The sequence below is a fragment of the Archangium gephyra genome, assembly GCF_049060025.1.
In the GTDB taxonomy this organism is placed as follows: domain Bacteria; phylum Myxococcota; class Myxococcia; order Myxococcales; family Myxococcaceae; genus Archangium; species Archangium gephyra_A.
In genome coordinates this window covers 7,632,934-7,656,180 of the sequence record NZ_JBMEQQ010000002.1, presented here as the reverse complement: position 1 = coordinate 7,656,180, position 23,247 = coordinate 7,632,934, and the positions used below count along the sequence as shown (strand labels likewise).

17 protein-coding genes and 3 pseudogenes are annotated in these 23,247 nt (G+C 69.3%); 15 read left to right on the top strand and 5 right to left on the bottom strand.

Annotation, left to right across the window (positions count from 1 at the left end):
- Nucleotides 1–29 precede the first annotated feature (29 nt).
- The 10 genes and pseudogenes from ACN28I_RS33555 to ACN28I_RS33510 all read left to right on the top strand — a co-directional run bounded on the left by ACN28I_RS33555 (nucleotide 30) and on the right by ACN28I_RS33510 (nucleotide 12,844).
- Nucleotides 30–2,609, top strand: a complete 2,580-nt coding sequence (locus ACN28I_RS33555; RefSeq protein ID WP_420945985.1) for a GAF domain-containing protein — start codon at nucleotides 30–32, stop codon at nucleotides 2,607–2,609.
- A 78-nt stretch (nucleotides 2,610–2,687) separates the two neighbouring features.
- Complete coding sequence (locus ACN28I_RS33550) at nucleotides 2,688–3,374, top strand: TetR/AcrR family transcriptional regulator (RefSeq protein WP_420945984.1); 687 nt, start codon at nucleotides 2,688–2,690, stop codon at nucleotides 3,372–3,374.
- Nucleotides 3,371–3,958 (top strand): hypothetical protein, encoded by a 588-nt coding sequence (locus tag ACN28I_RS33545; protein WP_420945983.1) that lies wholly within the window; start codon nucleotides 3,371–3,373, stop codon nucleotides 3,956–3,958. The genes ACN28I_RS33550 and ACN28I_RS33545 overlap by 4 nt, the downstream gene beginning before the upstream one ends.
- 87 nt (nucleotides 3,959–4,045) lie before the next feature.
- Nucleotides 4,046–4,885 (top strand): OmpA/MotB family protein, encoded by an 840-nt coding sequence (locus ACN28I_RS33540; protein ID WP_420945982.1) that lies wholly within the window; start codon nucleotides 4,046–4,048, stop codon nucleotides 4,883–4,885.
- A gap of 119 nt (nucleotides 4,886–5,004) precedes the next feature.
- Nucleotides 5,005–6,912: pseudogene (locus tag ACN28I_RS33535) on the top strand (hypothetical protein); the annotation flags it as partial.
- A 223-nt stretch (nucleotides 6,913–7,135) separates the two neighbouring features.
- Nucleotides 7,136–9,508, top strand: a complete 2,373-nt coding sequence (locus tag ACN28I_RS33530; protein ID WP_420945981.1) for a metallophosphoesterase — start codon at nucleotides 7,136–7,138, stop codon at nucleotides 9,506–9,508.
- A 100-nt stretch (nucleotides 9,509–9,608) separates the two neighbouring features.
- Nucleotides 9,609–9,773, top strand: a complete 165-nt coding sequence (locus tag ACN28I_RS33525) for a hypothetical protein (RefSeq protein WP_420945980.1) — start codon at nucleotides 9,609–9,611, stop codon at nucleotides 9,771–9,773.
- 23 nt (nucleotides 9,774–9,796) lie between these two features.
- Nucleotides 9,797–10,645, top strand: a complete 849-nt coding sequence (locus ACN28I_RS33520) for a hypothetical protein (protein ID WP_420945979.1) — start codon at nucleotides 9,797–9,799, stop codon at nucleotides 10,643–10,645.
- Nucleotides 10,646–11,001: 356 nt separating this feature from the next.
- On the top strand, nucleotides 11,002–11,700 hold the full coding sequence (locus tag ACN28I_RS33515; protein WP_420945978.1) for a type VI immunity family protein: 699 nt from the start codon (nucleotides 11,002–11,004) through the stop codon (nucleotides 11,698–11,700).
- A gap of 127 nt (nucleotides 11,701–11,827) precedes the next feature.
- The gene (locus ACN28I_RS33510) at nucleotides 11,828–12,844 is read left to right on the top strand and encodes a hypothetical protein (protein ID WP_420945977.1); all 1,017 of its coding nucleotides are present in this window, start codon (nucleotides 11,828–11,830) and stop codon (nucleotides 12,842–12,844) included.
- An 87-nt stretch (nucleotides 12,845–12,931) separates the two neighbouring features.
- Here the strand turns inward: ACN28I_RS33510 and ACN28I_RS33505 are convergent, their stop codons facing one another.
- A complete protein-coding gene (locus ACN28I_RS33505) occupies nucleotides 12,932–13,630 on the bottom strand; it encodes a nucleotidyltransferase family protein (RefSeq protein WP_420945976.1) in 699 nt (232 codons plus the stop codon).
- A gap of 163 nt (nucleotides 13,631–13,793) precedes the next feature.
- Here ACN28I_RS33505 and ACN28I_RS33500 point away from each other — a divergent pair, with 163 nt between their 5' ends.
- Nucleotides 13,794–14,672, top strand: coding sequence for an alpha/beta fold hydrolase (locus ACN28I_RS33500; RefSeq protein ID WP_420945975.1), 879 nt, complete (start codon nucleotides 13,794–13,796; stop codon nucleotides 14,670–14,672).
- On the opposite strand, the gene ACN28I_RS33495 is transcribed toward ACN28I_RS33500, so the two are convergent.
- Complete coding sequence (locus ACN28I_RS33495) at nucleotides 14,669–14,956, bottom strand: CBS domain-containing protein (RefSeq protein ID WP_420945974.1); 288 nt, start codon at nucleotides 14,954–14,956, stop codon at nucleotides 14,669–14,671. The two genes, ACN28I_RS33500 and ACN28I_RS33495, sit on opposite strands and share 4 nt — an antisense overlap.
- 155 nt (nucleotides 14,957–15,111) lie before the next feature.
- Between ACN28I_RS33495 and ACN28I_RS33490 the strand changes: the two genes are divergently transcribed.
- Entirely contained in the window at nucleotides 15,112–17,115 is a 2,004-nt protein-coding gene (locus ACN28I_RS33490) for a patatin-like phospholipase family protein (protein ID WP_420945973.1), read from the top strand.
- 50 nt (nucleotides 17,116–17,165) lie between these two features.
- Here the strand turns inward: ACN28I_RS33490 and ACN28I_RS33485 are convergent.
- Both ACN28I_RS33485 and ACN28I_RS33480 read right to left on the bottom strand, forming a co-directional pair.
- A pseudogene (locus ACN28I_RS33485) lies at nucleotides 17,166–17,411 on the bottom strand (helix-turn-helix domain-containing protein); the annotation flags it as partial.
- Between the two features lie 295 nt (nucleotides 17,412–17,706).
- A pseudogene (locus tag ACN28I_RS33480) lies at nucleotides 17,707–17,910 on the bottom strand (AraC family ligand binding domain-containing protein); the annotation flags it as partial.
- A 236-nt stretch (nucleotides 17,911–18,146) separates the two neighbouring features.
- Here ACN28I_RS33480 and ACN28I_RS33475 point away from each other — a divergent pair.
- Genes ACN28I_RS33475 through ACN28I_RS33465 form a run of 3 tightly spaced genes read left to right on the top strand, consistent with a single transcriptional unit; the run spans nucleotide 18,147 to nucleotide 21,127 of the window.
- Entirely contained in the window at nucleotides 18,147–19,466 is a 1,320-nt protein-coding gene (locus ACN28I_RS33475; protein WP_420945972.1) for a tetratricopeptide repeat protein, read from the top strand.
- An 8-nt stretch (nucleotides 19,467–19,474) separates the two neighbouring features.
- Complete coding sequence (locus ACN28I_RS33470; protein WP_420945971.1) at nucleotides 19,475–20,728, top strand: MFS transporter; 1,254 nt, start codon at nucleotides 19,475–19,477, stop codon at nucleotides 20,726–20,728.
- Between the two features lie 12 nt (nucleotides 20,729–20,740).
- Entirely contained in the window at nucleotides 20,741–21,127 is a 387-nt protein-coding gene (locus tag ACN28I_RS33465) for a LysR substrate-binding domain-containing protein (RefSeq protein ID WP_420945970.1), read from the top strand.
- 112 nt (nucleotides 21,128–21,239) lie between these two features.
- Here the strand turns inward: ACN28I_RS33465 and ACN28I_RS33460 are convergent, their stop codons facing one another.
- On the bottom strand, nucleotides 21,240–23,225 hold the full coding sequence (locus ACN28I_RS33460) for a hypothetical protein (RefSeq protein WP_420945969.1): 1,986 nt from the start codon (nucleotides 23,223–23,225) through the stop codon (nucleotides 21,240–21,242).
- Between the last annotated feature and the right edge of the window lie 22 nt (nucleotides 23,226–23,247).

The window sequence follows — 23,247 nt, the reverse complement described above, 5'->3', positions numbered from 1 at the left end:
TTGTGGGCACGGGGGGAGTCCACGCAGGCATGTCCGATCTCGAACGAGCCGGTTCTCCGGAGGCCACGGCGCTCCTCGCCGAGCGCGAGCACCTGCGGGCGTTGCTGCGGTTGATGCCGGTGGGTGTCTACCTCGTCGATGCCCAGGGAAGGCTGCTGGAGTCCAACCCCACCGCGGAGAGCATCTGGGGAGGCCCGCTGCCCCGGGTGGGGCTGGAGGGCTACGGCCTCTACGAGGGGTACTGGCCCGGGAGCGGCCGTCGGCTGGAGCCTCACGAGTGGGCACTGGCGCGCACGCTGCGCGACGGGCAGCCGGTGGTGAACGAGGAGGTGGAGCTCGTCGCCTTCGACGGCGCGCGGCGCACGGTGCTGCACTCGACCACGGCGTTGAAGGACGCCCAGGGCAGCATCGTCGGAGCGGTGGCGGTGAAGGTGGACATCACCACGCGCCGGCAGGCGGAGCACGCCGAGGCCTTCCTCACCGAGGCCACGCGCCTGCTGGTGGAGTCGCTGGACTGGGAGAGCACACTGCAGGCGGTGGCGCGGCTGGCCACCCGCCAGCTCGCCGACTTCTGCATCATCGACGTGGTGGGCGACGACAGCGAGCTGCACCGGCTGGTGGCCGCCGCGCGGGAGCCGGCCTACCAGCCGCTGATGGCCGAGCTGCTGCGCCATCCCCCGAAGGTGGGCAGCCCGAGCCCGCTGGCCCGGGTGTTCCAGGAAGGCCGCCCACTCCTCCTCCCCGACATCTCCCGCGAGCAGCTCGGGACGATCGCGCGCACGCCCGAGCACCTGCGGGCCATGGAGCAGATGGGGCCGCGCGCGTGCATGGCGGTGCCGCTGTCGGTGGGCGCGCGCCGGGTGGGGCTGCTCAACTTCATCCTCGCCACCCCGGGCCGGAGCTACACGGAGCGGGAGCTGAAGTACGCCGAGGAGCTGGCCCGGCGCGTGGCCTTCGTGGTGGAGCACGCCCGGCTCTTCCGGGAGGCGCAAGGGGCGCTGAGGGCGCGCGACACCTCGCTGGCGTTGCTGGAGGCCTTCCTCGCCGCCTCGCCGGTGGGCATGGGCTTCGTGGACCGGGAGCTGCGCTACGTGCTCGTCAACCCGGTGCTGGCCACCATCAACGGCAAGCCCCGCGAGGAGCACCTGGGCCACACCGTGCGCGAGGTGCTGTGGGAGCAGGTGGAAGTCACGCACGTGGAGCGGTTGCTGCGCGGCGTGATGGAGCGGGGCGAGCCGCTGATGAACCGGGAGGGCGTGGTGCCCGCGCGGCCCGGCCTCCCACCGCGCCCGGTACACAGCTCCTACTTCCCGGTGAAGGTGGACGGGGAGACGCTGGGCGTGGGCGCCACGGTGATGGACATCACCGAGCAGAAGCAGGTGGAGGAGGGCCTGCGCTTCCTCGCCGAGGCCACCACGCGGCTGTCCTCCTCGTTGGACCCCCGCACCACCATGGAGAGCACCGTGCGGGTGGTGGCCGAGCACATGGCGGACTACTGCATGCTGGACGTGCGCTCCGAGGACGGCCAGAGCCTGGAGCGGGTGGCGGCGGCGGCGCGCGGGGCCGACACCCAGCGGGTACTGGAGGAGTCGCGGAGCCTGTCTCCCGCGCCCCACCCGGACTCCCCCACCTGGAGGGTGCTGGAGTCGGGCCGGGCCATGCTGGTGACCGAGGTGTCCGAGACCCTCCCGGAGGACGACACCCTGGACGTCCGCTTCCGGGCGACGCTGGCGCGGCTGAGGCCGCGCTCGGTGATGTTCGTGCCGCTCATCGCCCGGGAGCGCACGCTGGGCGTGCTGACGGTGGTGAGCCAGGACGAGGCGCGCCGCTACACCGAGCGGGACCTGGCCTTCGCGGAGGACGTGGCCTGGCGCGCGGCGCTGGCGATCGACAACGCCCGGCTCTTCCACCAGGCGGAGCGGGCGGTGGAGGCGCGCGACGAGTTCGTGGCCATCGCCACGCATGAGTTGCGCACGCCCCTGTCCGCGCTGAGCCTGCAACTGACGGCGCTGCAGCGGTCGGTGGACGCGGGCCGCCTGCCCACCGAGGAGAAGCTGCGGAAGTCGCTGGTGACGGCCAGGCGCCAGACGGAGCGGCTGGAGCAGCTCGTCAAACACCTGCTGGACGTGTCGCGCATCTCCACCGGCGGGATGGCGCTGGAGCCGGAGGAGGTGGACCTCTCGGAGCTGGTGCGCTGGGTGGTGGTCCGCTTCGAGGAGAAGCTGGCGGAGGCCGGGTGCACGGCGGTGGTGCGCGCGGACACGCCCGTGGTGGCGAAGGTGGACCGGCTGCGGGTGGAGCAGGTGGTGATGAATCTGCTGTCCAACGCGATGAAGTACGCCCCCGGCCAGCCGGTGGAGCTGCAGGTGGAGCGCCGGGGGAACCTGGCGGTGCTCGGCGTGCGCGACTTCGGCCCGGGCATCTCCCCGGAGGCCCAGGCGCGCATCTTCGAGCGCTACCAGCGGGCCACGGGCCAGCACGCCCGAGAAAGCCTGGGCCTGGGCCTCTACGTGGCACGGCAGATAGCACGCGCCCATGGCGGCGAGCTGAACGTGGAGAGCACCCCCGGCCAGGGCGCCCACTTCCGCCTCCACCTTCCGCTCGGCTGAGCGCCCCTCCCCCGGGTCTCCCCTCCCGGGTGATTGCCTTGCGCCGCGCCTTAAAATTGAGCATACTCATTTTTGAGCATGGTCACTTCTCGAAAAGGAAGCGCCCGCCCGGAGGCCGCCGAGGCCCCTGGACTGAGGGAGCGCAACAAGCAGGAGAAGCTGGAGCGCATCCGGCAGGCGGCGCGGGAGCTCTTCACGAGCAAGGGGTACGCGGAGACGACGACGCGGGAGATCGCCGGGCGGGCGGGCGTGGGCACGGGGACGCTGTTCCTCTACGCGCGCACCAAGGAGGAGCTGCTGATGCTCGTCTTCGCCGAGCGGGTGGAGGCGGTGCAGGAGGAGCGCTTCCGCACGCTGCCCCCGCGGGCCCCGCTGCTCGAGCAGTTGCTGCACGTCTTCGAGGGCTTCTTCCGCCTGTACGCGAAGGACCCGGCGCTGGCGCGCATGTTCATCCGGGAGCTGCTCTTCCTGGAGCCGGGGCCGGCCGGGGAGCGGATGCACCTGGAGCGGGCCTTCGCGGCGCGGCTGGCGGGCCTGGTGGCGGCGGCGCGCGAGCGCGGCGAGGTGGCGGGGGACGTGGACCTGGAGATGGCGGGCTTCAACCTCTTCTCGCTGTACATCACGACGTTGATGGGCTGGCTGTCCGGGGCCTTGGGCCCTGGAGAGACATGGCGCCCGGTGCTCGAGCGTGCGCTCGCGCTGCAGTTGCGGGGCTTCGGGCCGGGCGCCGGGACTTCTGGCGGAAGCAAACGGAGGCGGTCATGAGCAACGAGGCAACCCTGACGCTGCGGCAGGCGCGCGAGCGTTACTTCGACGAGAACGGCTTCGGACAGGGCGGCAACTACGACGAGCGCTGGGTGCGGGTGGACGTGGGCCCGGTGCCTTTCTGGTTCCCCAACTCGGCGGAGCGGGTGCGGGCGCTGCGCTTCCATGACCTGCACCACGTGCTGACGGGCTACCCCACGGACTTTCCGGGCGAGTGTGAGATTTCGGCGTGGGAAGTGGGCGGGGGGTGCACGGACCACTGGGTGGCGTGGCTGTTGAACCTCGGGGGGATGGGGGCGGGGCTGTTCTTCATGCCGCGCCGGGTGGCGAGGGCCTTCCTGCGGGGCCGGCACACCGGCAACCTCTACCGCGCCGAGTACGGCGAGACGCTGCTGGGCAAGACGGTGGAGGAGATGCGGAGCGCGATGCGGATGAACGAGCCGGTGCCCGCGCCGACGTGGAAGGAGCGGCGGACGTTCGCGGGCTGGTCGGCGGCGGCGCTGCTCACCTCGGCGATGGGCGCGGCGGCCTTCGTGGCCCCGGTGGCGCTGGCGGCCTGGGCGCTGGTGGGCTGGCTGCGCTGAACGGTGCGAGCCCTTGCCCCTTGAGACCTACCCGAGCGGCCTGAATATCCTTGGAGTTCAAACCACGAGCACCCAGGAGGGCCCCGGATGGAACGAGCAGCGAGCGACGCGGAGAAGCGCCGGCGCATGCGGCTGCCCTGGTGGCTGCTGGCGGGCTCGCTGGGAGTGACGGTGCTGGGCGGCTGGGGTGCCTCGCGCTCCATCTCGTCGCTGGTGGAGCGGGTGGAGCAGTTGGAGCGGGAAGCCAGCGAGTCCGAGGCACAGGTGGCGGAGTTGCAGGTGCTGCGGGACAGCATGGCGCGGCGGCTGCGCCAGTTGGAGCAACAGCAGCAGGGGTTGAGCACGCAGAACGCGGCGCTCCACAAGCGGGCCGGAGAGCAGAGCGTGCTGCTCGCGCGGCGCGACGCGGTGCGGGCGGAGCTGGAGCAACTGCTGAAGGCGGAGCTGGAGCGGGGCGAGGTCTTCCTGGCGGAGACGGACGGGCGGCTGCGGGTGGAGGTGGCGGACCGGCTGCTCTTCGAGCCGCGCAAGGCGGCGCTGACACCGGCGGGAGCGGAGCTGCTGACGCGGGTGGGAGCGAAGCTGGCGGTGGAGGGACACCTGGTGCAGGTGGCGGCGCACACGGACGCGGTGCCGGAGACGGCGGACACGGCGCCCGGGCCGACGAGCTGGGAGCTGTCCTCGGCACGCGCGGTGACGGTGGTGCGGCTGCTCGGAGAGAAGACGAAACTGGGCCCGGAGAAGCTGGTGGCGGCGGGCTATGGGCCGTACCACCCGGTGGTGGTGGATGACGGGCCCCTCGCGCGGGAGCGCAACCGGAGGCTGGAGCTGCAGCTCATGCCCGCGCCGCCGAAGCCCGCGCCGCCAAAACCCACGCCGCCCGCGGATCTCCGGCTGGCCAAGAAGCGCCCGGGACAGACTCGGTAGCACGAGGCACACCGCGAGGCGCTTCACGGCGGTGAGCGCCCGGTGCATTCTCGCCCCCGGCTCATTCCGCTGGGGGACACGTGGCACGGCTCGGTTGGCTTCACCTCTCGGATCTCCAGATGGGGGTCCGTAGCTCGCTGTTGCCCCGAGCCGACTACAGGGAAGCGTTCGAGCAGGATCTCCGGAGGATGCACGCGATCTCGGGTCCCTGGGACCTGGTGCTCATCTCGGGGGACCTCACCATGTCGGGCAACGCGCGGGAGTTCAGTTTGCTGGACTCTACCCTGAGATCCCTATGGAATTATCTGCGCGGCCTGGGTTCGGACCCCTGCCTGCTCGTCGTGCCGGGCACTCACGATTCCTGGCGGGGCGAGTCCAACTGGAGGGGAGAGCCCTGGGACTTGAGCCAGGATCTCAGGTACCAGGTTTCGGAGATCCGGAAGGCCTTCCTCAGTGACACGCCCGGTGAGCTCACGCAGCGCGTCCGCGGGGCGTTCGCTCCCTTCCATTCATGGTTCGATGATTGGCGGCAAGCGCATTCCTCGCCTGTGAATCAGACCTTCCGCCATGGCCTGCTCCCGGGAGACTTCGCCTCGACTGTCGAGAAGGAAGGATTGAGGGTTGGAGTCATTGGGCTCAACTCGATCTTCCGGAACATTGGATCCGAATACCTCTATGAGATCGAGCTGGAGCAGGTCGAGACGGCTACGGGCACGAGCGCTCGGAGCTGGGCACTTCATCACGACGCGGTGCTGCTGCTGACGCACCAGCCCCCCTCCTTGCTGGGCTCCAAGCACCTGGAGCAGATCCAAGCAGTGCTGACTCCCTCGAGTGGTCTGCTGTTGCATATGTGTAGCGCCCAGTCCGGCAACGCTCATGTCCTCTCACCTCACGTCAGCCAGGCGCCCTCCCTCTTCGGTTCGGCGGCAATCGATTTCGGGGTGTCACGGGCGCGCTGGGGATACACCGTGGGGGAGCTCGATGTCCCTGAGACGGGGGGGAGGCTCAGGCTTTTTCCTCGCAGTGCGTCGATCACGAAGCGCACGCTTTCGGTGGGCCCTGATGAACGGTGGGTCTCCGAGGCCAACGAGGCGGTTGAGTGGAACATCGCTGGCCTTCGCGGGAAACCGGACTCCGGTGCATCCGTGGGCCCTGGTGCCCCCGGCCCGGAGCGTTCGCCTCTGATCGCCACGCTGGGGCCGGACTCCCCCTCGGATCGCCAGGAGAAGCTCTGGGTCCTGCGAGACACGCTGGAGACCTCCTCGCTTCCGCCCGGTGTCAGGCTGAAGGAGACGTTGGACGCTGGCCGCGGGAAGGTCGGTTGGCTGGCGTGGGCCCCCTCTGGAGACGCACTCGGAATCGGGCTGTCGGATGGCCATCTCACCTATTGGAAGCCAGGGGAGCAAAAGCCGGACTGGTCGGTGAGAGCCCACATGGAAGGGCTCGCGGACCTCTGTTTTTCGCCAGATGGGGGGACGTTGGCATCCCGCTCCATTTATGAGGTCCGCCTGTGGAGAGCGGATGGGACCCGTATCGAGACATCCCAACGCCTGTCGGTCCATGGAAACGTGACGGCATGGTCCGCCACGGGGCTGATCGCGGCCGACGGCACCATCACTGGGACGCTCCAGTTCTGGGACACGCGGACGTGGGAGACGAGGGGCCTCGCAATGACCTCGACCCCCACCCTGTACTGCCTCGCCTGGTCACCCGATGGGCAGTTTCTGGCATGTGGCGGCACAGGAGACCAGGCGCTCTTTGTCATGAGGGTGTGGTCGAATGGGCCCACCACCAGACTGGTCGTGGAGTCGAGCCCTCCCCTAGGCCATGACGTGGATGTCCTCAGCATCGCGTGGATGCCCGGGACCACCCGGATTGCCGCCGCTTGCCGGGACAGAAACATCTATGTCGTGGACACGCAGGGCACCTCGTCAACGACTGTTCTGGAAGGACATACGGACGCGGTCGTGAGTGTCTCGTTCTCCTCCGACGGACGGCTGCTCGCCTCCATCTCTCGCGACGGGCTCGTCCGCTTGTTCCGCACGGATACCTGGGAGCCCGTGGCCCAATTCGGGGAGCCCGCCCCAGGCCAGTCCTTCGCGAGATTGGCCTTCTCTCCGACAGAGCCCGTCCTCGTCTGCTCGGGGCCTGGAGGCCGTGGAGTGCGGCTCTGGGAAATCGATATCGACACGCTGCTTCGTTCCCAGAACGCCGTCGTCCACCACGGTCCACCAGGTCAGCGCCAAGGTCGTGCTGGTGGGCGAGGGGCGCGCGGGCAAGAGCTGCCTGGCCCTGCTCATGGGCCAGGACCGTTACGAGGAGATGGAGTCCACCCACGGGATGCGCTTCTGGCCGATGCCCGTGGAGCAGCCCGCTTCGGAGGCCACCGGAAACAGGACGGAGCGCGAGCTCATCCTGTGGGACATGGGAGGGCAGAGCGAATACCAGCTCGTGCACCAGCTCTTCCTGAGGGACTCGACCCTGGCCCTGATGGTGATGGAACCCGGACGCGGCGAGCGGGCCCTGGAGGAGATAGAGGGTTGGAACCAGCGCCTGCTGGCCCAGGCCGGCGGACGCAACATCCGCAAGCTCCTGGTGGGCGCCAAGGTGGACAGCAGCGCCTCCGCGGAGAACCTCCCGGCCATCGAGCATCTGGTGCGCAAGCTCCAGTTCGCGTCCTACGTGTCGACGAGCGCGAAGACCGGCCAGGGCATCACCGAGCTGAAGACGGCCCTGAACCAGACCATCGACTGGAGCACCATCGAGAAGGTCAGCCGTCCCGAGCTGTTCCAGCGCCTCCGGCAGCACATCCAGCGGCTGCGCGAGACGAAGCGCGTGGTCCTCACCTTCTCCGAGCTGGAGAACGAGCTGCGCGCGGAGACCGGGAGCGATTTCGACCCGGAAGCACTCCGGGCCGTCGTGGGCCACCTCACCCGGCAGGGGCTCGTCGCCGATACGCGGATGGCCGACGGGACGCGGATGCTCATCCTCGAAATCGAGCAGGTGGAGCGCTACGCGGGCTCGCTCATCGTCGCCGCCCGGGACAATCCCCATGGAGTCCCCGCCATCGACATGGCGAAGGTCATGTCCCCCACGATGCGCTTCCCCCGCATCAAGCCCGAGGAGCGGCTGCGCAGGGATCAGGAGCTGGCGGTGCTCGACTGCGTCATCGAGCTGCTGCTCGAGCACGGGCTGTGCTTGCGGCACGAGGGGCTGCTCATCTTCCCGTCGCTCTTCCAGCCCACCCCGGCAGCCTCCGGTGCGGACTTCTCGCACTCCATCTCGCTGCACTACGACTTCTCCGGACCCATCGACAACATCTACGCCTCGCTCATCACGTCCCTCGCCATCAGCCAGCGCTTCGGCACGATGCGGCTGTGGGAGGACCGGGCCGAGTTCGGTCACGCGGGCGGGGACACGTCTGGCGTGCGCCGCGTGCAGAGCAGGGGCCAAGGCGCTCGCGGCTACGCGCAGTTGGATGTCTACTTCGACTCCGGGACCCCCACGGCCACGCGCGACCTGTTCGTGAACTTCGTCGAGGAGCACCTGCGGGAGCGGGGAGTGGAGCTGCTGGAGCGGCTAACCATCACCTGCGCATGTGGGGTGGTCTTCGCGGAGGAGGTCGTCCGGAAGCGGCTCGCCGCGGGGCTGCCGGACATCATCTGTCCGGCGTGCGAGGTCCGGACGCCGCTCACGCTGGGAGCGCAGCAGTCGCGCGAGCGCAACCCGGAGCTGGTGAAACAGGTGCAGGGGTTGCGCACCATCATCCAGGAGCAGCGGCTCCAGAGCGTCACCGAGACGAAGGTGAGCATGACGGAGGCGAAACAGGCGGAACCGGGCCACGGGGAGCCCATCCGCATCCTCCACCTGAGTGACCTGCACGTCGGTGCCGGGGATGATCCGATCAGCCTGCTCCAGCCGCTCGTGGCGGACCTGAAGGACAAGCGGGACGGGCTGGGCGTGGAGCGCCTGGACTATCTGGTCATCTCCGGAGACATCACCCACCGGGCCACACCGGCCGAGTTCGAGAAGGCACGCGAATTCGTCTCGCGGCTCATCGAGCAGTTCGGGCTGACGGCCGAGCGCTGCATCCTCGTCCCCGGCAATCACGACCTGGACTGGGAGACCGAGGTCTACACCTGGAAGAAGAAGCGGCAGGTGGACGAGCGCGCGCTCGAGCCCGGCACGTTCCACAAGGAAGGCGAGGTGTACGCCATCCGCAACGAGAAGTACCCGGAGCGCTTCAAGAACTTCTCCACGCACTTCTACCACCCGCTCACCCAGAAGGCGTATCCGCTCGCGCCCGAGGAGCAGTGCATTCCGTTCCTCTTCAGCGACACGCGGCTTCAGTTCCTGGCCATGAACTCGGCCTGGGAGATCGACGAGTATTTCAAGGAGCGCTCCAGCATCTTCGAGCAGGCGCTCGCCCGGGGTCTGAGCACCGCGGACCAGGAGATCCTCGCGGCCAGGAAGCGGGGCGAAGCTCGCGGAGGATGCCAAGGTCTTGCGGCTCTCCGTCTGGCACCACCCCATCACGGGCAACGAGAAGATCCAGCAGGACGCCTTCGTAGACCAGCTATTGAAGGCGGACCTCCGCGTCTGCCTCCATGGCCACGTCCATGAGGACCGGGCCGACCTGGTCAACTACCTCCATGCGGAGCGGAGGCTCCATGTCGTAGGCGCCGGAAGCTTCGGGGCTCCGACATACGAGCGGCCAGAGGCGGTGCCGCGCCTGTTCAACCTGATGGAAGTGCAGAGGGATCTCCGGGGCATCCGGGTCCATACGCGGTGCCTGCGCAAACAGGGGGGAGCCTGGGAGGGCTGGGCGGTGTGGCCAGGACAGAAGCCGGGGGAGCGGCGCACGTACTACGACGTGCCGCTGACCTGAGCACGGCGGTAGAGTCCCCCCGCATGGCAACACGGGCCTGGATCCCCGCGCGCGTCCTCCTCGCTATCTCAGCCGCCGCGCTCCTCGGCATCTCCTGCCAGCCAGCGCTCCTCCAGCCCCAGCCCTCCCAGGGCGGGCGGCTCACCGGTTCGCGGTCACAATTCAACCAGTCTTGTGGCGCCGCCTGTGCCGCCCCGGTCAATGCGAGCACCGGGGAACTCGTCGCGCCAGCGGCGACTCGGGCTGGTCAGGTCGTCGAAAAGCTCATCCAGGCCACCGAGGCCGTACAGGGTCTCAACACCCTCGAGCGGGCCCTGACCGGTACGGAGTTGGATCTCGTCGAAGCCACCCTCAAGGCGTGCGTGGCGCAAGTTCACGCGGACATCAACGAGGCCTACCAGCAGAGCGACGGCGGCTTCAGGTTCGAGAACGGGAAGTTCCCGAACGACGCCGAGTGCAAGAAGATCGTCAGCTTCACTGAGTCGGGGGAAAAAGTGACCCTCGCCCGGGAGCTCGGGCGCCTCAAACACGCCGCGGCATTCGCCTGCCTCAAGGCTCGCCTGCCTCCGGACCTCCGCGAAAACTTCACCATCGAGCCTCGCTACAAGCCCGACCCCGAGGAGAGTGGAGCCGTGCTGACGAACGGGGGCATTGGCACCCTCAATCCCGATTTCGTGGTGCACGGGACGAGGAATGCCACCGACGTGCAGTGCGTCTACGACCTCAAATTCCCCTGCTTCTCCGCCCACAAACTGGCCCCGCACAAGTCTGCCCGGGCAGAGGCGCAATTGAAGGCCTACCAGGATCTCACCAGGCGCTGCCCCGCGGCCATCATCTCTCCCACGGGACTCTTCCAACTCGGCATCCCCTGATGACTCCCTCCTCCCCTCGCATCCGTCACCGTGGACGTTGCCCCGTCCAGGTCAGGCTCTGGAGTGGTAAGACCCCCCCCCGCTTCCGGCTGCGGGAGTTACTCGCGCGAGACGTTGTCCGCTTCGCCTTCTACCTGCCATACGACCACCCCGAGATCGCCTCCGGGGTGAGTCACGCGGTCGAGAGCTACCTGCGTGCTGTGGGGCAGGGTCCCAGAACAATCAATCACGTCTACACCAATGAAGACGAAGGCGACGCACTGACCGAGGAGACCTGGAGCTATCTCCGCCACCTCCTCAGCCCCAAGCGCCCGTTCCGCTTCGTCGAAGAGCTCAGCGAACCCTCTGTCTACGAAATGACAAAGCGGGGCTTCGCCACCCAACTCATCTTCGATGGAGGCTTCGGCAGTACCAACGGCTACCAACTCTGGTACCAGGCCCGCATTCCCTCGCGCACGCCTCCCCCGAAGCTGGTGAGCTACCTCACCGCGACCCTGCCCACCGAATACCTGGAGCAGCACGGCCCCACGAAGGTGCGCGCGCTCGCCCTGGAGATGGCCTCCCAGCTTCGTTTCGCCACCGGCCACGTGGGCCTCGCCCTGCACCTCTACTGGCCCCTGCGTTCCAGGGACAATGCCCTCCGCGCCGAGCTCCTCCGCTACCCGGGCATCGACCTGCGCCCGGCCTGGTCCTACGCGCACCGGATGGGCACGCGGGTCGATGGCGTCCATTGGCTCAACTTCCTCGGGCAGCCCGTGCTCGGCGAGTTCGGTGGAGCCGCGAGTCTTCGCGCGCGCCTCCAGTCCCCCGAGACCACCGTGCACGCGCTCGACGAAGAGCGCGTCGTTGTCGCCCTCGGCGAGAGTCCCGAAGCCGGAGACCTCTCCGCCGGGCAGACCCTTCCCGCGTACCAGGAGCTCGCACGGGTGCTGGGGCCCTGTCTCGAGCCGCTGAACCCTTCGGACACATACTCGCTCGACCAGCCGCCGACCTACTCCAGCCTGCGCTTCACCGAGGACGAGGCGAAGCGCTGGTGGAGGCGCTTTCTCGACTGAGCACCTACATGCCTCTCCCCGCCTCGGAAAACGCGCGGGAAATCGCCGTGAATAAACCGGGCGGGCGGCCGTCCGAGCCTCTGGTCAGCCACTGGCTCCCTCCTTTTTCCCGCTCCGGAGAATCCCCGTGCCCACCCTCAGGCAATTGCTGTGCACGTCCCTGGCGACGAGCCTGCTCTTCACCGCTGGCACCGCCGAGGCGCGCTTCGGTAAGCGCTCCGGCTCCTCTTCCAGCTCCAGCTCCAGCAGCGGCAAGGTCCACGACGCCAGCCCGGTGAGATCGAGCAACAGCGGCTCCGGCTCCAGCTCCGGTGGCGGCTCCAGCTCCGGTGGCGGCTCCAGCTCCGGCGGCGGCTCCAGCTACAGTGGTGGCTCCAGCTACAGCGGCTCGAACTCCGTGAGCGACACCGTGAACACCGTGGGGGCCATCCTGGACGTCATCCACTTCGTGGCGGACACGGCGGCGGCGGTCCAGCGCTACGAGACGACGACCTACTACGAGACGACCTCCTTCGACTCCTACAGAGCGTCCGTGGAGCTGGAGCCCGGCCACAAGCCGATGTACCCCTACGGACGCGAGCCGGTGGTCCAGCAGCAGCGGCAGGCGCCGGAGACGCGCAACCGCAACCCGCTGATGTTCCGGCTGGGCGTCGAGGGACAGTCGCTGGGAGAGGGCTCGTCGCTGGGGCTCAACGTGGGCATCGAGGGCCAGCGCTGGGGCGTGGCCGCGGCGGTGACGGGGCTGCGGCTGCCGGCCGGCGACGGGACGGCGGGCGTGGACAAGATCGACCTGTTCTCGGCGCACCTGACGTTCGCGCTGTACACCAGCGACCACGCGCGGCTGCGGCTGGAAGGCGGCATGGCGTCGGCCAAGGCGCCGGACGTCACCTTCGCGGGCCCGAGCTTCGCGCTGTCCTTCGAGCGGTGTCTCTTCGAGGCGCTGGACCTGGAAGGCCGCGCCCAGATCGTCCCGGTGCCGTACGTCCAGTTGGACACGCAGGCGGGCCTCGCGCTGCACCTCAACGCGATCACACTGCGCACCGGCTGGCGCTTCCAGATGCTGGATGACCGGGGCCACGTCGATGGCGTGGTGCACCGCGACTACTTCAGCGGCCCCTACGCCGGCATCGGCCTGAACTTCTGACCCCCGGGCCCCTCCCCTCTCCGTCCAGGAGAGGGAAAGGGTGAGAGTGCCACGGACGCGGACTCCATCCGTGTGAGCCGCCCGGGCTCAAGAGCCGGACATCCCCTCGGAGGAGGCCTCCATGGGAGCCGACGCCCCGGTGGACGCCGAGGAGCCGGTGGTGGACTCGCCCTTCTTGCCCCGGCGCTTGGGCGGAGGGGCGAGCTTCGGCGCGGAGCCGAACAGCCGCTCGTAGGTCTCCGGGGTGTTGATGTTGACGACGACGCCCGGGTCCTTCACCGGAATCCGGCGCACCTGCAGGCCGCGCACCGCGCCCTCCAGCTGCGTCTCGCCCGAGTCCCTGTCCCGCAGCCGCTCGGCGGCGCCGCGCGAGAGGATGATGGGGAAGCCCGAGGCGCTCTCGAACTCGGGGCGGATGGCCTCCACCGAGTCCCCCATCGCCTTGATGAGCGTCTTGAGGGTGGAAGCGCGCAGGGCGGGCATGTCCACCGGGTGGATGAGCACCAGGTCCGCACCGTCCTCGAAGGCCGCCTCCAGCCCGGCCTTCACCGAGCCGAGCTGCCCGTCCTGCCACCGCTCGTTCTCCACCAGGTGGATGGCCGGGTGCTGGTCCCGCACGGCATCGGCGTCCTTGCCGATGACGCCGATGACCGAGCAGCCGGCCTTGCCAAACGTCGAAGTGAGCGACTGGAGGAAGCTCTTGCCCCCCTCGTGCTCGATGAGTGCCTTGGAGTAGCCCATCTTCCTGGCCTCCCCCGCAGCGAGGATGATCGCCACAGCCTTCATGCCACGCCTCCTCGGCCCCCACCGGTTGGCGTGGGGGCGACCCCCTACACCCTGGCAAGCGTGGAGCGATCTGGCCGCGCCCCCGGGGGCAGCCCGTTGGGAAGTCGGCATTGGACAGGGGGCTGATGTTGACCATGCACGCAAGTGCTACGCCTTTCCGCCCATGATCGAACTTCCCACCTTCATCACCCGGCTCTACCCGTACCGGCCGCACTTCGCCGCCACTGTCTTCGGACGGATGCACTACGTGGACCAGGGGGAGGGGCGCCCGGTGCTGCTGGTGCACGGCAACCCCACCTGGTCCTTCCTTTATAGGAAGGTGATGGCGGGCCTGGCGGGCGGGCCGTACCGGGTGGTGGCGCCGGACCTCATCGGCCTGGGGCTGAGCGACAAGCCGCGGGAGGTGTCCGCGCACTCGCTGCGGCGGCATGGCGAGTCGCTGCTGGAGCTGGTGCGGGGACTGGACTTGAAGGACGTGGTGCTGGTGGTGCAGGACTGGGGAGGCCCCATGGGCGCGTGGATGGCGGCGCGCGCGGAGGGCCGGGTGACGGGGCTGGTGGTGATGAACACCGCGCTGCTCAAACCCGAGCGCTTCCGCACCACGGCCTTCCACCGCTTCTCCCAGATGCCGCTGGTGAGCGACGTGGCCTTCCGGCTGCTCAACTTCCCCGTGCCGGTGCTGGGGCGCACGCAGGGAGACCCGGCCTCCATCTCGGGAGACGTGGCGAGGGCCTATGCGTGGCCGTTGCGCAGGGTGGTGGACCGGGCGGCGCCGCTGGCGCTGGCGCGCATGGTGCCCAACGGCCCGGAGCACCCCACGATGGCGGAGCTCACCGAGGGAGACGCCTGGGCGCGCTCCTTCCAGGGACCCGTGGAGCTGGTGTGGGGAGTGAAGGACCCCATCCTGGGCCGGGCGCTGCGGCGTCACCGCGAGGTGTTTCCGCGAGCCCGAGTCACCGAGACACCCGCGGGCCACTTCCTCCAGGAAGAGGTGCCCGGGGAGATTGTCGCCGCCATCCGTCGGGTGGCGGACGCGCGTTAGTGCAACCAGGTGGAGCGGACGCCCTGCCCACCCGGCACGAGGACGACGCGCGGACGCTCGGCTGCACTTCCTTCCGAAGCGAGGGTGGCGCGGGCGGTCAGAATTTCAGTCATGCGGGCCAGCGGGAGCGTGGACCAGATGCGGTGCAGCTCCTCCTCGGAGACGTGGCCGAGGATCTCCCCGTGTCGTTCATCCACCACTGGCAACAGGTGCACGCCGTAACGGTGCATCACTTCGAGCGCGCGCATCACCGTGTCGCGGGGATAGAGGATGATGTCAGGCATTGCAACGACTTGGGGCTCGACTGCGCGGCGCGTCACGACTACCTCCAGTGAAGAAGCCCCTGCGGGCTGTCTCTGGCCTTAGCAATCGCCTTGCCGTGCGCCCTGGCCCCCTGCCCCCCTCGCAACTTTCCAGGCGGATGAGGGGATAATGGCGCATGTCCGTGAAGCCCACCCGCACGTCCAGCCCGGCTCCCCTGCTCCGTCCGTCCGAGTCCGCCCCGTCCAACCCATTGGAGAAGATGGGCCAGGCGCTGCAGCACGCGGCGAAGAGCGTCAACACCCACGTCAATCGGGTTGTGGACACCTTCGAGGCGCGGCTGCCCACGGGCGTGAAGCCCGCGGGAGCGAAGGGCTGGGAGGGCATCACCCTCACCGGCAAGCCGCTGCGCATTCCCCTGGAAGCCCTGAAGAAGGTGGACCTGGGGGACGTGCGCAAGGCGCTCGAGCGCATCTTCCCGCCCAAGATTCGCGACGAGCAGGGCAAGCAGCTCGTCGATCAGACGAAGGACTTCCGTGAGACGCTGGGCAAGGTGCGCCAACTGTCCCTGGAGCTGGAGATGACGCCGGCCCAGCACCCGCGCCGGGCCGAGCTGCGGAAGGCGCTGGACGCGGCCGAGGGCAAGCTGAAGGCGGACTACGGTTACACGCGCGCCACGGCCCCCCGGCCAGGGGCGATGTGGGTGGACCCGCAGTTCTTCGAGAAGGAGCTGGCGGGCGGGAAGCTGAACGCGAGCCACTTCCCCACGGGCACGCCGGTGACGAAGCCGCCGGCGCCCATGGACTTCCTCTTCGGCAACGGGCCTCGGGAGCTGAAGCTGGGCGAGGGCGCCGCGGCGCGCACGGTGCGGACGCCGGAGGAGTACCGCTCGGCGGTGGCGGCGCGGCGGGCGGAGCTGGGAATGCCGGTGAAGGACGGGGAGCCGCAGGGTGTGCACCTGAGCCTCCAGGGAGGAGGAGGCAAGGGCAAGCGGTACGGGGCGATGCTGGCGGAGATGTATGAGCTGGGGGTGGTGCCCACGAGCCTGAGCGGCACGTCGGCGGGCTCCATCGCGGCGGCGTTCGCGGCGACGGGAGCGGGCCCCGAGCAGATTCAGGCGCTGGCGAAGGATCCCCGGCTGAGCAACCTCTACGACTGGGACCTGGACATGAAGGACGGAGGCCTCCTCAACGGGGAGCAGGCCTTCGAGCTCTTCGACCAGGAGCTGCGCCGGATGACGGGGATTCACGACCGGCCGGTGACGTTCGCGGACCTGAAGGTGCCGCTGCAATTGATTGCCGCGAAGGCCTACGACAGCGCGGCGGGGGCGGACGGGATGACGGCGGCGAAGGACCGCATCTTCGTCTTCAGCCAGGAGACGACGCCGGACACGCCGGTGGCGCTGGCGGTGCGGGCCTCGATGGCGATTCCGGGCGTCTTCGAGCCGGTGCAGGTGGTGGACCCGGCGACGGGCCGGCGGGTGCACCTGGTGGACGGAGGGGCGCTGGACAACCTGCCCATGGGCTACAACAAGAATGGCCTGCCTGCGATTGGGGCGTCGCTCTACACGCGGGCGACGGGCCACCCGGCGGACCACCACAACACGACGAAGCCGCTGCCCGCGGGCAACCTGGACTCGACGAACGTGCTGTGGAACGCGCTCAACGGCTACACGCTGATGAAGGACTCGGCGTCGGACTACAACGACTACATGGACCGGACGAAGCCCCAGGCGAACCAGTTCATGCTGACGCTGCCGACGTGGGACCTGACGGACCCGAGCAAGGGGAACAGCACGCTGGCCTTCGGGTACGACAACAAGGTGGACCCGGCGCTGGACGGACAGTCGCGCCAGGTGACGCGAAACTTCCTGCGCGACTTCCTCGACGACCTGCGCGTGCCGGGCTCTCGGGGGACCAACTACAAGGCCGAGGTACCGAAGAACCTGAGCTTCGACGTCCCGGTGGAGGTGAAGGGCAAGCAGTACCAGGTGAGCTACGCGGGTGGGGACACGCTGGTGGCGACGCCCGCGGGGGGAGGCAAGCGCATCGAGCTGGCGGTGGGCAAGCAGCGCATCGAGGCGATGTACCTGGACAACGTGGCGTTCGGGGACCTGCAAAACCAGCTCGCCTACACGCTGACGAACCCGAAAAGCGTGAAGCCGAGCTGGCTGCCCTTCTGAGCCACTCCCCCTCTCCCAGAGGGCAGGGCGAGCGCATACGTGAACAGCGCTCAGCCCCCCCGCGCCGCCACCCGTCCGCGCATGTAGGCGAGAGGGCTGCAACCCATTCCGGTCCGGAACGCGTACACGAAGGCGGAGGTCGAGCCGTACCCGAGTTCCATCGCTGTCTGCGTCACATCCAGACCGCCACCCAGCAGCTCGATCGCCTTGAACAGCCTCAGGCGGCGGCGCCAGGAGCGCAGGCTCATGCCCACCTCCGCTTCGAAGCGGCGGGCCAGGGTCCGTCCCGACATCCCGAGCTTCCCGGCCCCACGCCTCCGGCCCGCGCGGGTCGGCCGGGTCCGCGTAGAGGGCCTCGCACAGCGCCGCCAGGGATTCCCCGCGCGGCCAGGGGAGCGCGCCCGAGAGGGTCCGCGCGCGCCGGAGCTGGTCGAGGATCAGACCGGTGACGCGGCCGGCGTAGCCGTCGCGGTCTTCTTGCCCCTCGAGCTCAGCGGCCTCGACGATGAGAGCCCGCAGCAGCGGCGAGACGCCGAACACGGTGGGGCTCTCAGGGAGGCCACCGCCGGCCTCGTCGGCGATCCAGAGGCTGCGGAACTCCGCTCCGAGCAGCGATCCCACCCGGTGCCGCAGGCCAGTCGGCAGCCAGACTGCCTGCTCCGGCGAGATCACGAAGGAGCGCCCCTCCACTGCCACCGTCAGCACCCCGGAGATCGCGTAGACCACCTGGTTCCAGCGATGCGCATGCTCAGGGAAGGAGTGACGCGCCGGGATGGACTGCACGCGCACGGTCATCGGCCCGGGGGGGGCCAGGCCGGGCGGTGCCTCGATCGTCACCCATGTCATGGCTGACCTCCGGTTTGGCTGTTCTTCTACATAATCTGGCGGATGGTCAAAAGACGGACAGGAGGCGCCCCGCTATATACGGCTCGAGGCGGCGTCCTGCGTTCCGGGTCTGCCGCACCTGACAGACGGCGGAACGGGCTGCTCCCGCGACGAAGCCCGCCCGCTCCCAGGAGAAGGAACCCGCCATGCGCCGCCTTGACCGCCACGGCCTGCCACTCTCGACGACGTCCGACCTCGCGGCCGGGTGTTACCGGGAGGGTGTGGACCTCCTTCTCTCGGCCTGGCCCGGCGCCGCCGAGGCCCTGGAGGAGGCGATTGCAGCCGACCCGGACTTCGCCCTCGCCCATGCGGCGCGCGCCCGCCTGCATGCGATCCGCGCCGAACCCGCGAAGGCCCGGGAGCGGATCGCAACGGCGGCCGAGCTTGTCGCCCGGCATGGAACAGAACGGGAGCAGAGCCATGTCGAGGTCCTTTCGCTCGCGATCAACGGTCAGCCGGCAAGGGCGCTGGAGCGGGCGCTCGCGCACGCCGACACCTGGCCGCGAGATGTCTTGATCCTCTCGCTCCCCCTTGGCGCCTTCGGGCTCTTCGCCTTCTCGGGGATGGCGGACCACGACCAGGCGCGTGTGGACCTCTGCGAGCGCCACGCCCGGCACTACGACGCCAACGACTGGTGGTTCCTCACCTACCGGGGCTGGGCTCACGCCGAGAACGGCGAGGTGAGCCGCGGCCGCGCCCTGCTGCAGCGCGCCTACGAACTGCGGAAGAACAACGCGAACGCGGTCCACGCGCTCACGCACGCCATGTTCGAGGGCGGCGCTGGTGAGGACGCGGAGACGCTGATCGCAGGCTGGCTGCCGGGCTACGACCGCGCCGGCATCCTTCATGGTCACATCGCCTGGCACGCGGCGCTCGTCGCCCTGGAGCGCGGCGACCCGGAGCGGGCACTCGCGCTCTACGCGGAGCATGTCCAGCCGTCGGTTTCGGCCGGGATGCCGATCAATGTGGTCAGTGACGCAGCCTCCCTCCTGTGGCGGCTGCGGGCCTACGGCCACACGGTACCGGCGGGGCTGTGGGAGCCAGTCGCGGCCTATGCCGGGCGGGCCTTCCCCAAGGCTGGCTTCGCCTTCATGGACGCACACCTGGCCCTCCTCGAGGCGGCGACCGGCGACAGGAGCGCGGTCGAGCGCCGCGCCGAGGCGCTGACGAGCCTGGTCGAGGCGGGCACCCTGGCCGCGGGGCCGGTGGTGCCGGCGATCTGCCGCGCGGCCCTCGCCTTCGCGGAGGAGGACTACGCGGGCTGCGTGCGCATCCTGGCGCCAGTCGCGGCCGAGGTCGTACGCATCGGCGGCAGTGGCGCCCAGCGCGAGGTGGTGGAGGACACGCTCCTGGTCGCCCTGATGCGAAGCGGCGAGGCCGCGAAGGCCCGTGCGCTCCTCGACCGCCGCCTGCACCACCGCCCATCGCCGCGCGATACGCGCTGGCTCGGTCTCCTCACACCATGAAGAGCCACATGTCTCGAACCGAAGCCGACACGACGACCGGACTCGAGCCCGCGCACCCTTCTGGGGACGAGCTGGGCAATGTGTTGAGGCTGGCCGTCGCGCAGGCACTTGCCGGCGCGAACTCGGTGGTCGTGTATGCAACGGGCGCCATTGTCGGCAACGTGCTCGCGCCCAGCAAGGCGCTGGCAACGCTCCCCATCTCCGTCTTCGTGGTGGGGATGGCGGCTTGCACCTTGCCGGCGGGCGCCATCGCCCGGCGCCATGGTCGCCGCGCCGCGTTTCTGACAGGAACCGGATGCGGCGTGCTCGTCGGCCTGCTGGCCGCCCTGGCGGTTGTCATGAGTTCGTTCTGGCTGTTCTGCGCGGCGACGTTCTTCGGGGGGGCCTACGCCGCCGTGGTCCTCTCGTTCCGTTTCGCCGCGGCGGACTGCGTCCCACCGGAGCGGCGTCCACGAGCCTTGTCCACCGTCATGGTGGGCGGGGTGTTCGCCGGGGTCCTCGGTCCGCAGCTCGTCACCCACACCATGCACCTGTGGCCCGCCCACCTGTTCGCGGCCACCTTCCTGGCCCAAGCCGCCGTGGCCGCTGTGTCTGCCCTCGTCCTCCTCGGCGTACGGCTTCCGATGCCGGCGGCCGCGGAGGTGGCCGGCAGCCGCCCGCTCGGTGCCATCGCGCGCGAGCCCCGCTTCATCACCGCCGTGATCTGTGGGGCCGTCTCCTATATGCTCATGAACTTCCTCATGACGGCCGCCCCGCTGGCGATGCGACTGTGTGGCCTGTCTCAGGAGGTGTCCAACCTCGGCCTGCAGTGGCACGTCATCGCGATGTACGCCCCGAGCTTCTTCACCGGGCGGCTGATTGCGCGCTTCGGCGCCCCTCGCGTGGTGACCGCTGGATTGGCATTGACCGGGGCATCCACCGCGGTCGGGCTGGCGGGGGTGGATGTGGCGCATTTCTGGCTGACCCTGATCCTGCTCGGCGTCGGCTGGAACTTCGGCTTCGTGGGCGCTTCAGCCCTCGTGTTGGAGTGCCACCGTCCCGAGGAACGGACGCGGGCGCAGTCGCTCAATGACTTCATCGTGTTCGGGACGATGGCCTTGGGCTCCTTCTCGTCCGGTGGCCTGCTGACGACCTACGGATGGGACACGGTGCTCTGGGTGTCGTTCGTTCCCCTCGCGGTAGCGGTTGCGGCTCTCGCCTCCACGGCCTCATCTCGCATCAGTCGCTCACGGACTCCGCCCCACGCGGGCGGCGTCTCGTGACGACAAGCCGCCATGAGTCCCATCAGCGCCCCCGTCATCGTCAGCACCATCCGGAACTTCGCCTCGCCGGACTTCATTCGTGCGAAGGCCTCGCCCGCCGCCCGGCCGGAGCTGGACGTGCGGCTCGACGCGTCCACCGGGCTGCTCGACTTCGCCGTGCGCGGCGTCGATATCGGCGTGCGCTACGGCGCTGGGGTCTGGCCCGGGCTGAGCGCCGAGAAGCTCTTGGACGAGGAGGTCTATCCCGTTTGCTCGCCTGCCCTCCCGCGGCAGAGCCGCCGTCTGCGCCGGCCGTCGGACCTGGCCGGCCTACGGCTCATCCACGACCGGTCCGTGGATGCCCGCTCGGGATTCGCCACGTGGGATGAATGGCTCGTCCGCGAAGCGTCCACGGGTTGAGCGCCGGGGTCAGGTGAGCCTGCCCAGAGGGAGAGGGAGCATGCGCAACACGAAGGGCCGCCCGGGAAACCCCGGACGGCCCTCGGTGCATCAATCCCTCACCCCCACCTGACTACCGGCGGGCGCTCTTGCTCCGGGCCTGGTCCAGGCGGAAGTCCTGGTGCCAGGCGCTGTTGAGGCGGGAGAGCACCTCGCGCGAGTCCTGGGTGCGCTGCTTCTCCAGGGTGGTCTGCATGTGGCTGTCCCCGACGAGGTACCCGTTGGCGTACAGCGTATTGGCCTCGGGAGCGGCGGCGGCGAGCTCCTCCGGAGTACCGAGGGCGAAGTTGAACACCTCACCGGAGAAGGGCACGCGCTCCACGCCCACGAGCTTCGCCGCGCCGGTGCGGGTCCGCAGGGAGTCACCGACCTTCAGCTCGCCGGCCTGCACCACGCCGCGGGTCGCGGTCACCATCGGGTGCGTCTCGGTCACCATCACCTCGCCCCCCATCGCGTCCCGCAGCTTCACGACGGGCTTGCGCTCGCCACCGCGCGACACCGTGGTCACCGTCAGGGCCTGGCCCTGGCCATTGGCCAGCAGCTTGTCGCCCACCTTCACCTGCTCCACGGGCACCTGGGAGCCATCGGCCTTCGTCACGCGGGTGCCCTCGGCGAGGCAGGCGTTGCGCCAGTCGAGGTTGATGATGTCCATGAAGCGCGAGCGGGTATAGGGCCGGGTGCCACCGTTGTAGTCCACGCAGGTGGCCTTCATGGTGGAGCGCAGCATCAGGCGCACGTTCTGGAACTGGTCCAGGCAGTCCCTGCCGAAGTCCGCCAGCCCGTTGAAGGGGGCGTTGAGCTTCGTGCGGTCGTACTCGTCGAGGAACGGCGTCGTGAAGGGCAGGCTCCCCCGGAGCACGCTGGTGCCGGGGGCGGTGCCCGCGGTGCACCGGCCGCCGCGCTCCATGAGGATGAGGGTCGCGTCGCTCGTCAGCGCATCCAGGGTGCAGTCGGAAGGCAGGGTGACCTGATAGCCGCCGCGCAGGGGCAGGTAGAGGCGGTTGATGTCATAGGCGCCGCTGGAGGGCTCCCAGTAGGCGCCCGCGGCGGGAACCCACGTGGTGCGGCTGGCCTCGGGATCCGCCGCGCCGATGCCCGTGTAGGGCTTGGCGAAGGGCTTGAAGTAGCCCGTGACGGGATCCTTGCTGCCCGAGGCGAAATCACAATCCAGGTAGCCGGCGACCGCGCCGCGCTCCAGGCAGGTGCGGATGGGATTGTCCCGGAAGTGGCTGCCCACCAGCTCCTTGGGGTAGTGCACGGTGAGGACGTTGACGTCCTGCAGGCCCAGGGCCACCAGGGACGACTCGGCCACGGTATAGGACACGTGCGACTCGCCGGTCTCCTCGTCGAAGGCCATGGCCACCGAGTCGACGAAGAGCTCCTCGTCCGGGTTCACCTTGAGGGAGAGCGGGAGCGGCGGCGTCTCGAGGACGGCGCTGGCGTACTCCTCGAGGGCCTCGGTGCCGAGCACGCGGAACTGGGTGCGCTCGCGGTTGGCGGCGAAGGCGGTGACGTCGGCGTAGGCGTAGTCGGAGCCCTCGAAGCAGGTGACGAGGCCGGAGGCCTGGAACTTCGCCACCGTGGTGTCGGTGCTGGCCACGTCGGCGAGCGGCAGCAGGTGGCCGCAGCGCGAGTTGGCCGCATCCCCCTCGGCGGTGGCCGAGGTGAGCTGATCCTTGCGAGCCTTCGGGCCGGGCGTGCCGGTCTTCTTCTCCTTGCGGAGCTTCTCCAGCTTGCGGAAGAGCTGCGGCGAGTTCTCCGGCGTGCTGCCCGCGGCCTGGAGGCGGTTCTTCACGAAGCGGTACTGGGTGTCATCGCCGAGGTCGATCTCCATCTGCGAGTTCCGGCCGCCCCGCCCGTGGCCTTGCGCCGCCACCTGCTTCTCCCAACCGGAGTAGAGCCGGGCCATGTAGAGCGAGTCGGCCACCAGGGCCTGCTTGTCGACCTCCTGCGCGGGCATCTTCTGCTGGCTGCAACCGCTGCCGAGCAGCACCAGACCCAGCAGGGAGGGAACGGCGCGCACGAGCATCCGGGACGAGGCTTTCGACGACAGTTTCATGGGGTTTGACCTCAGGGGATGA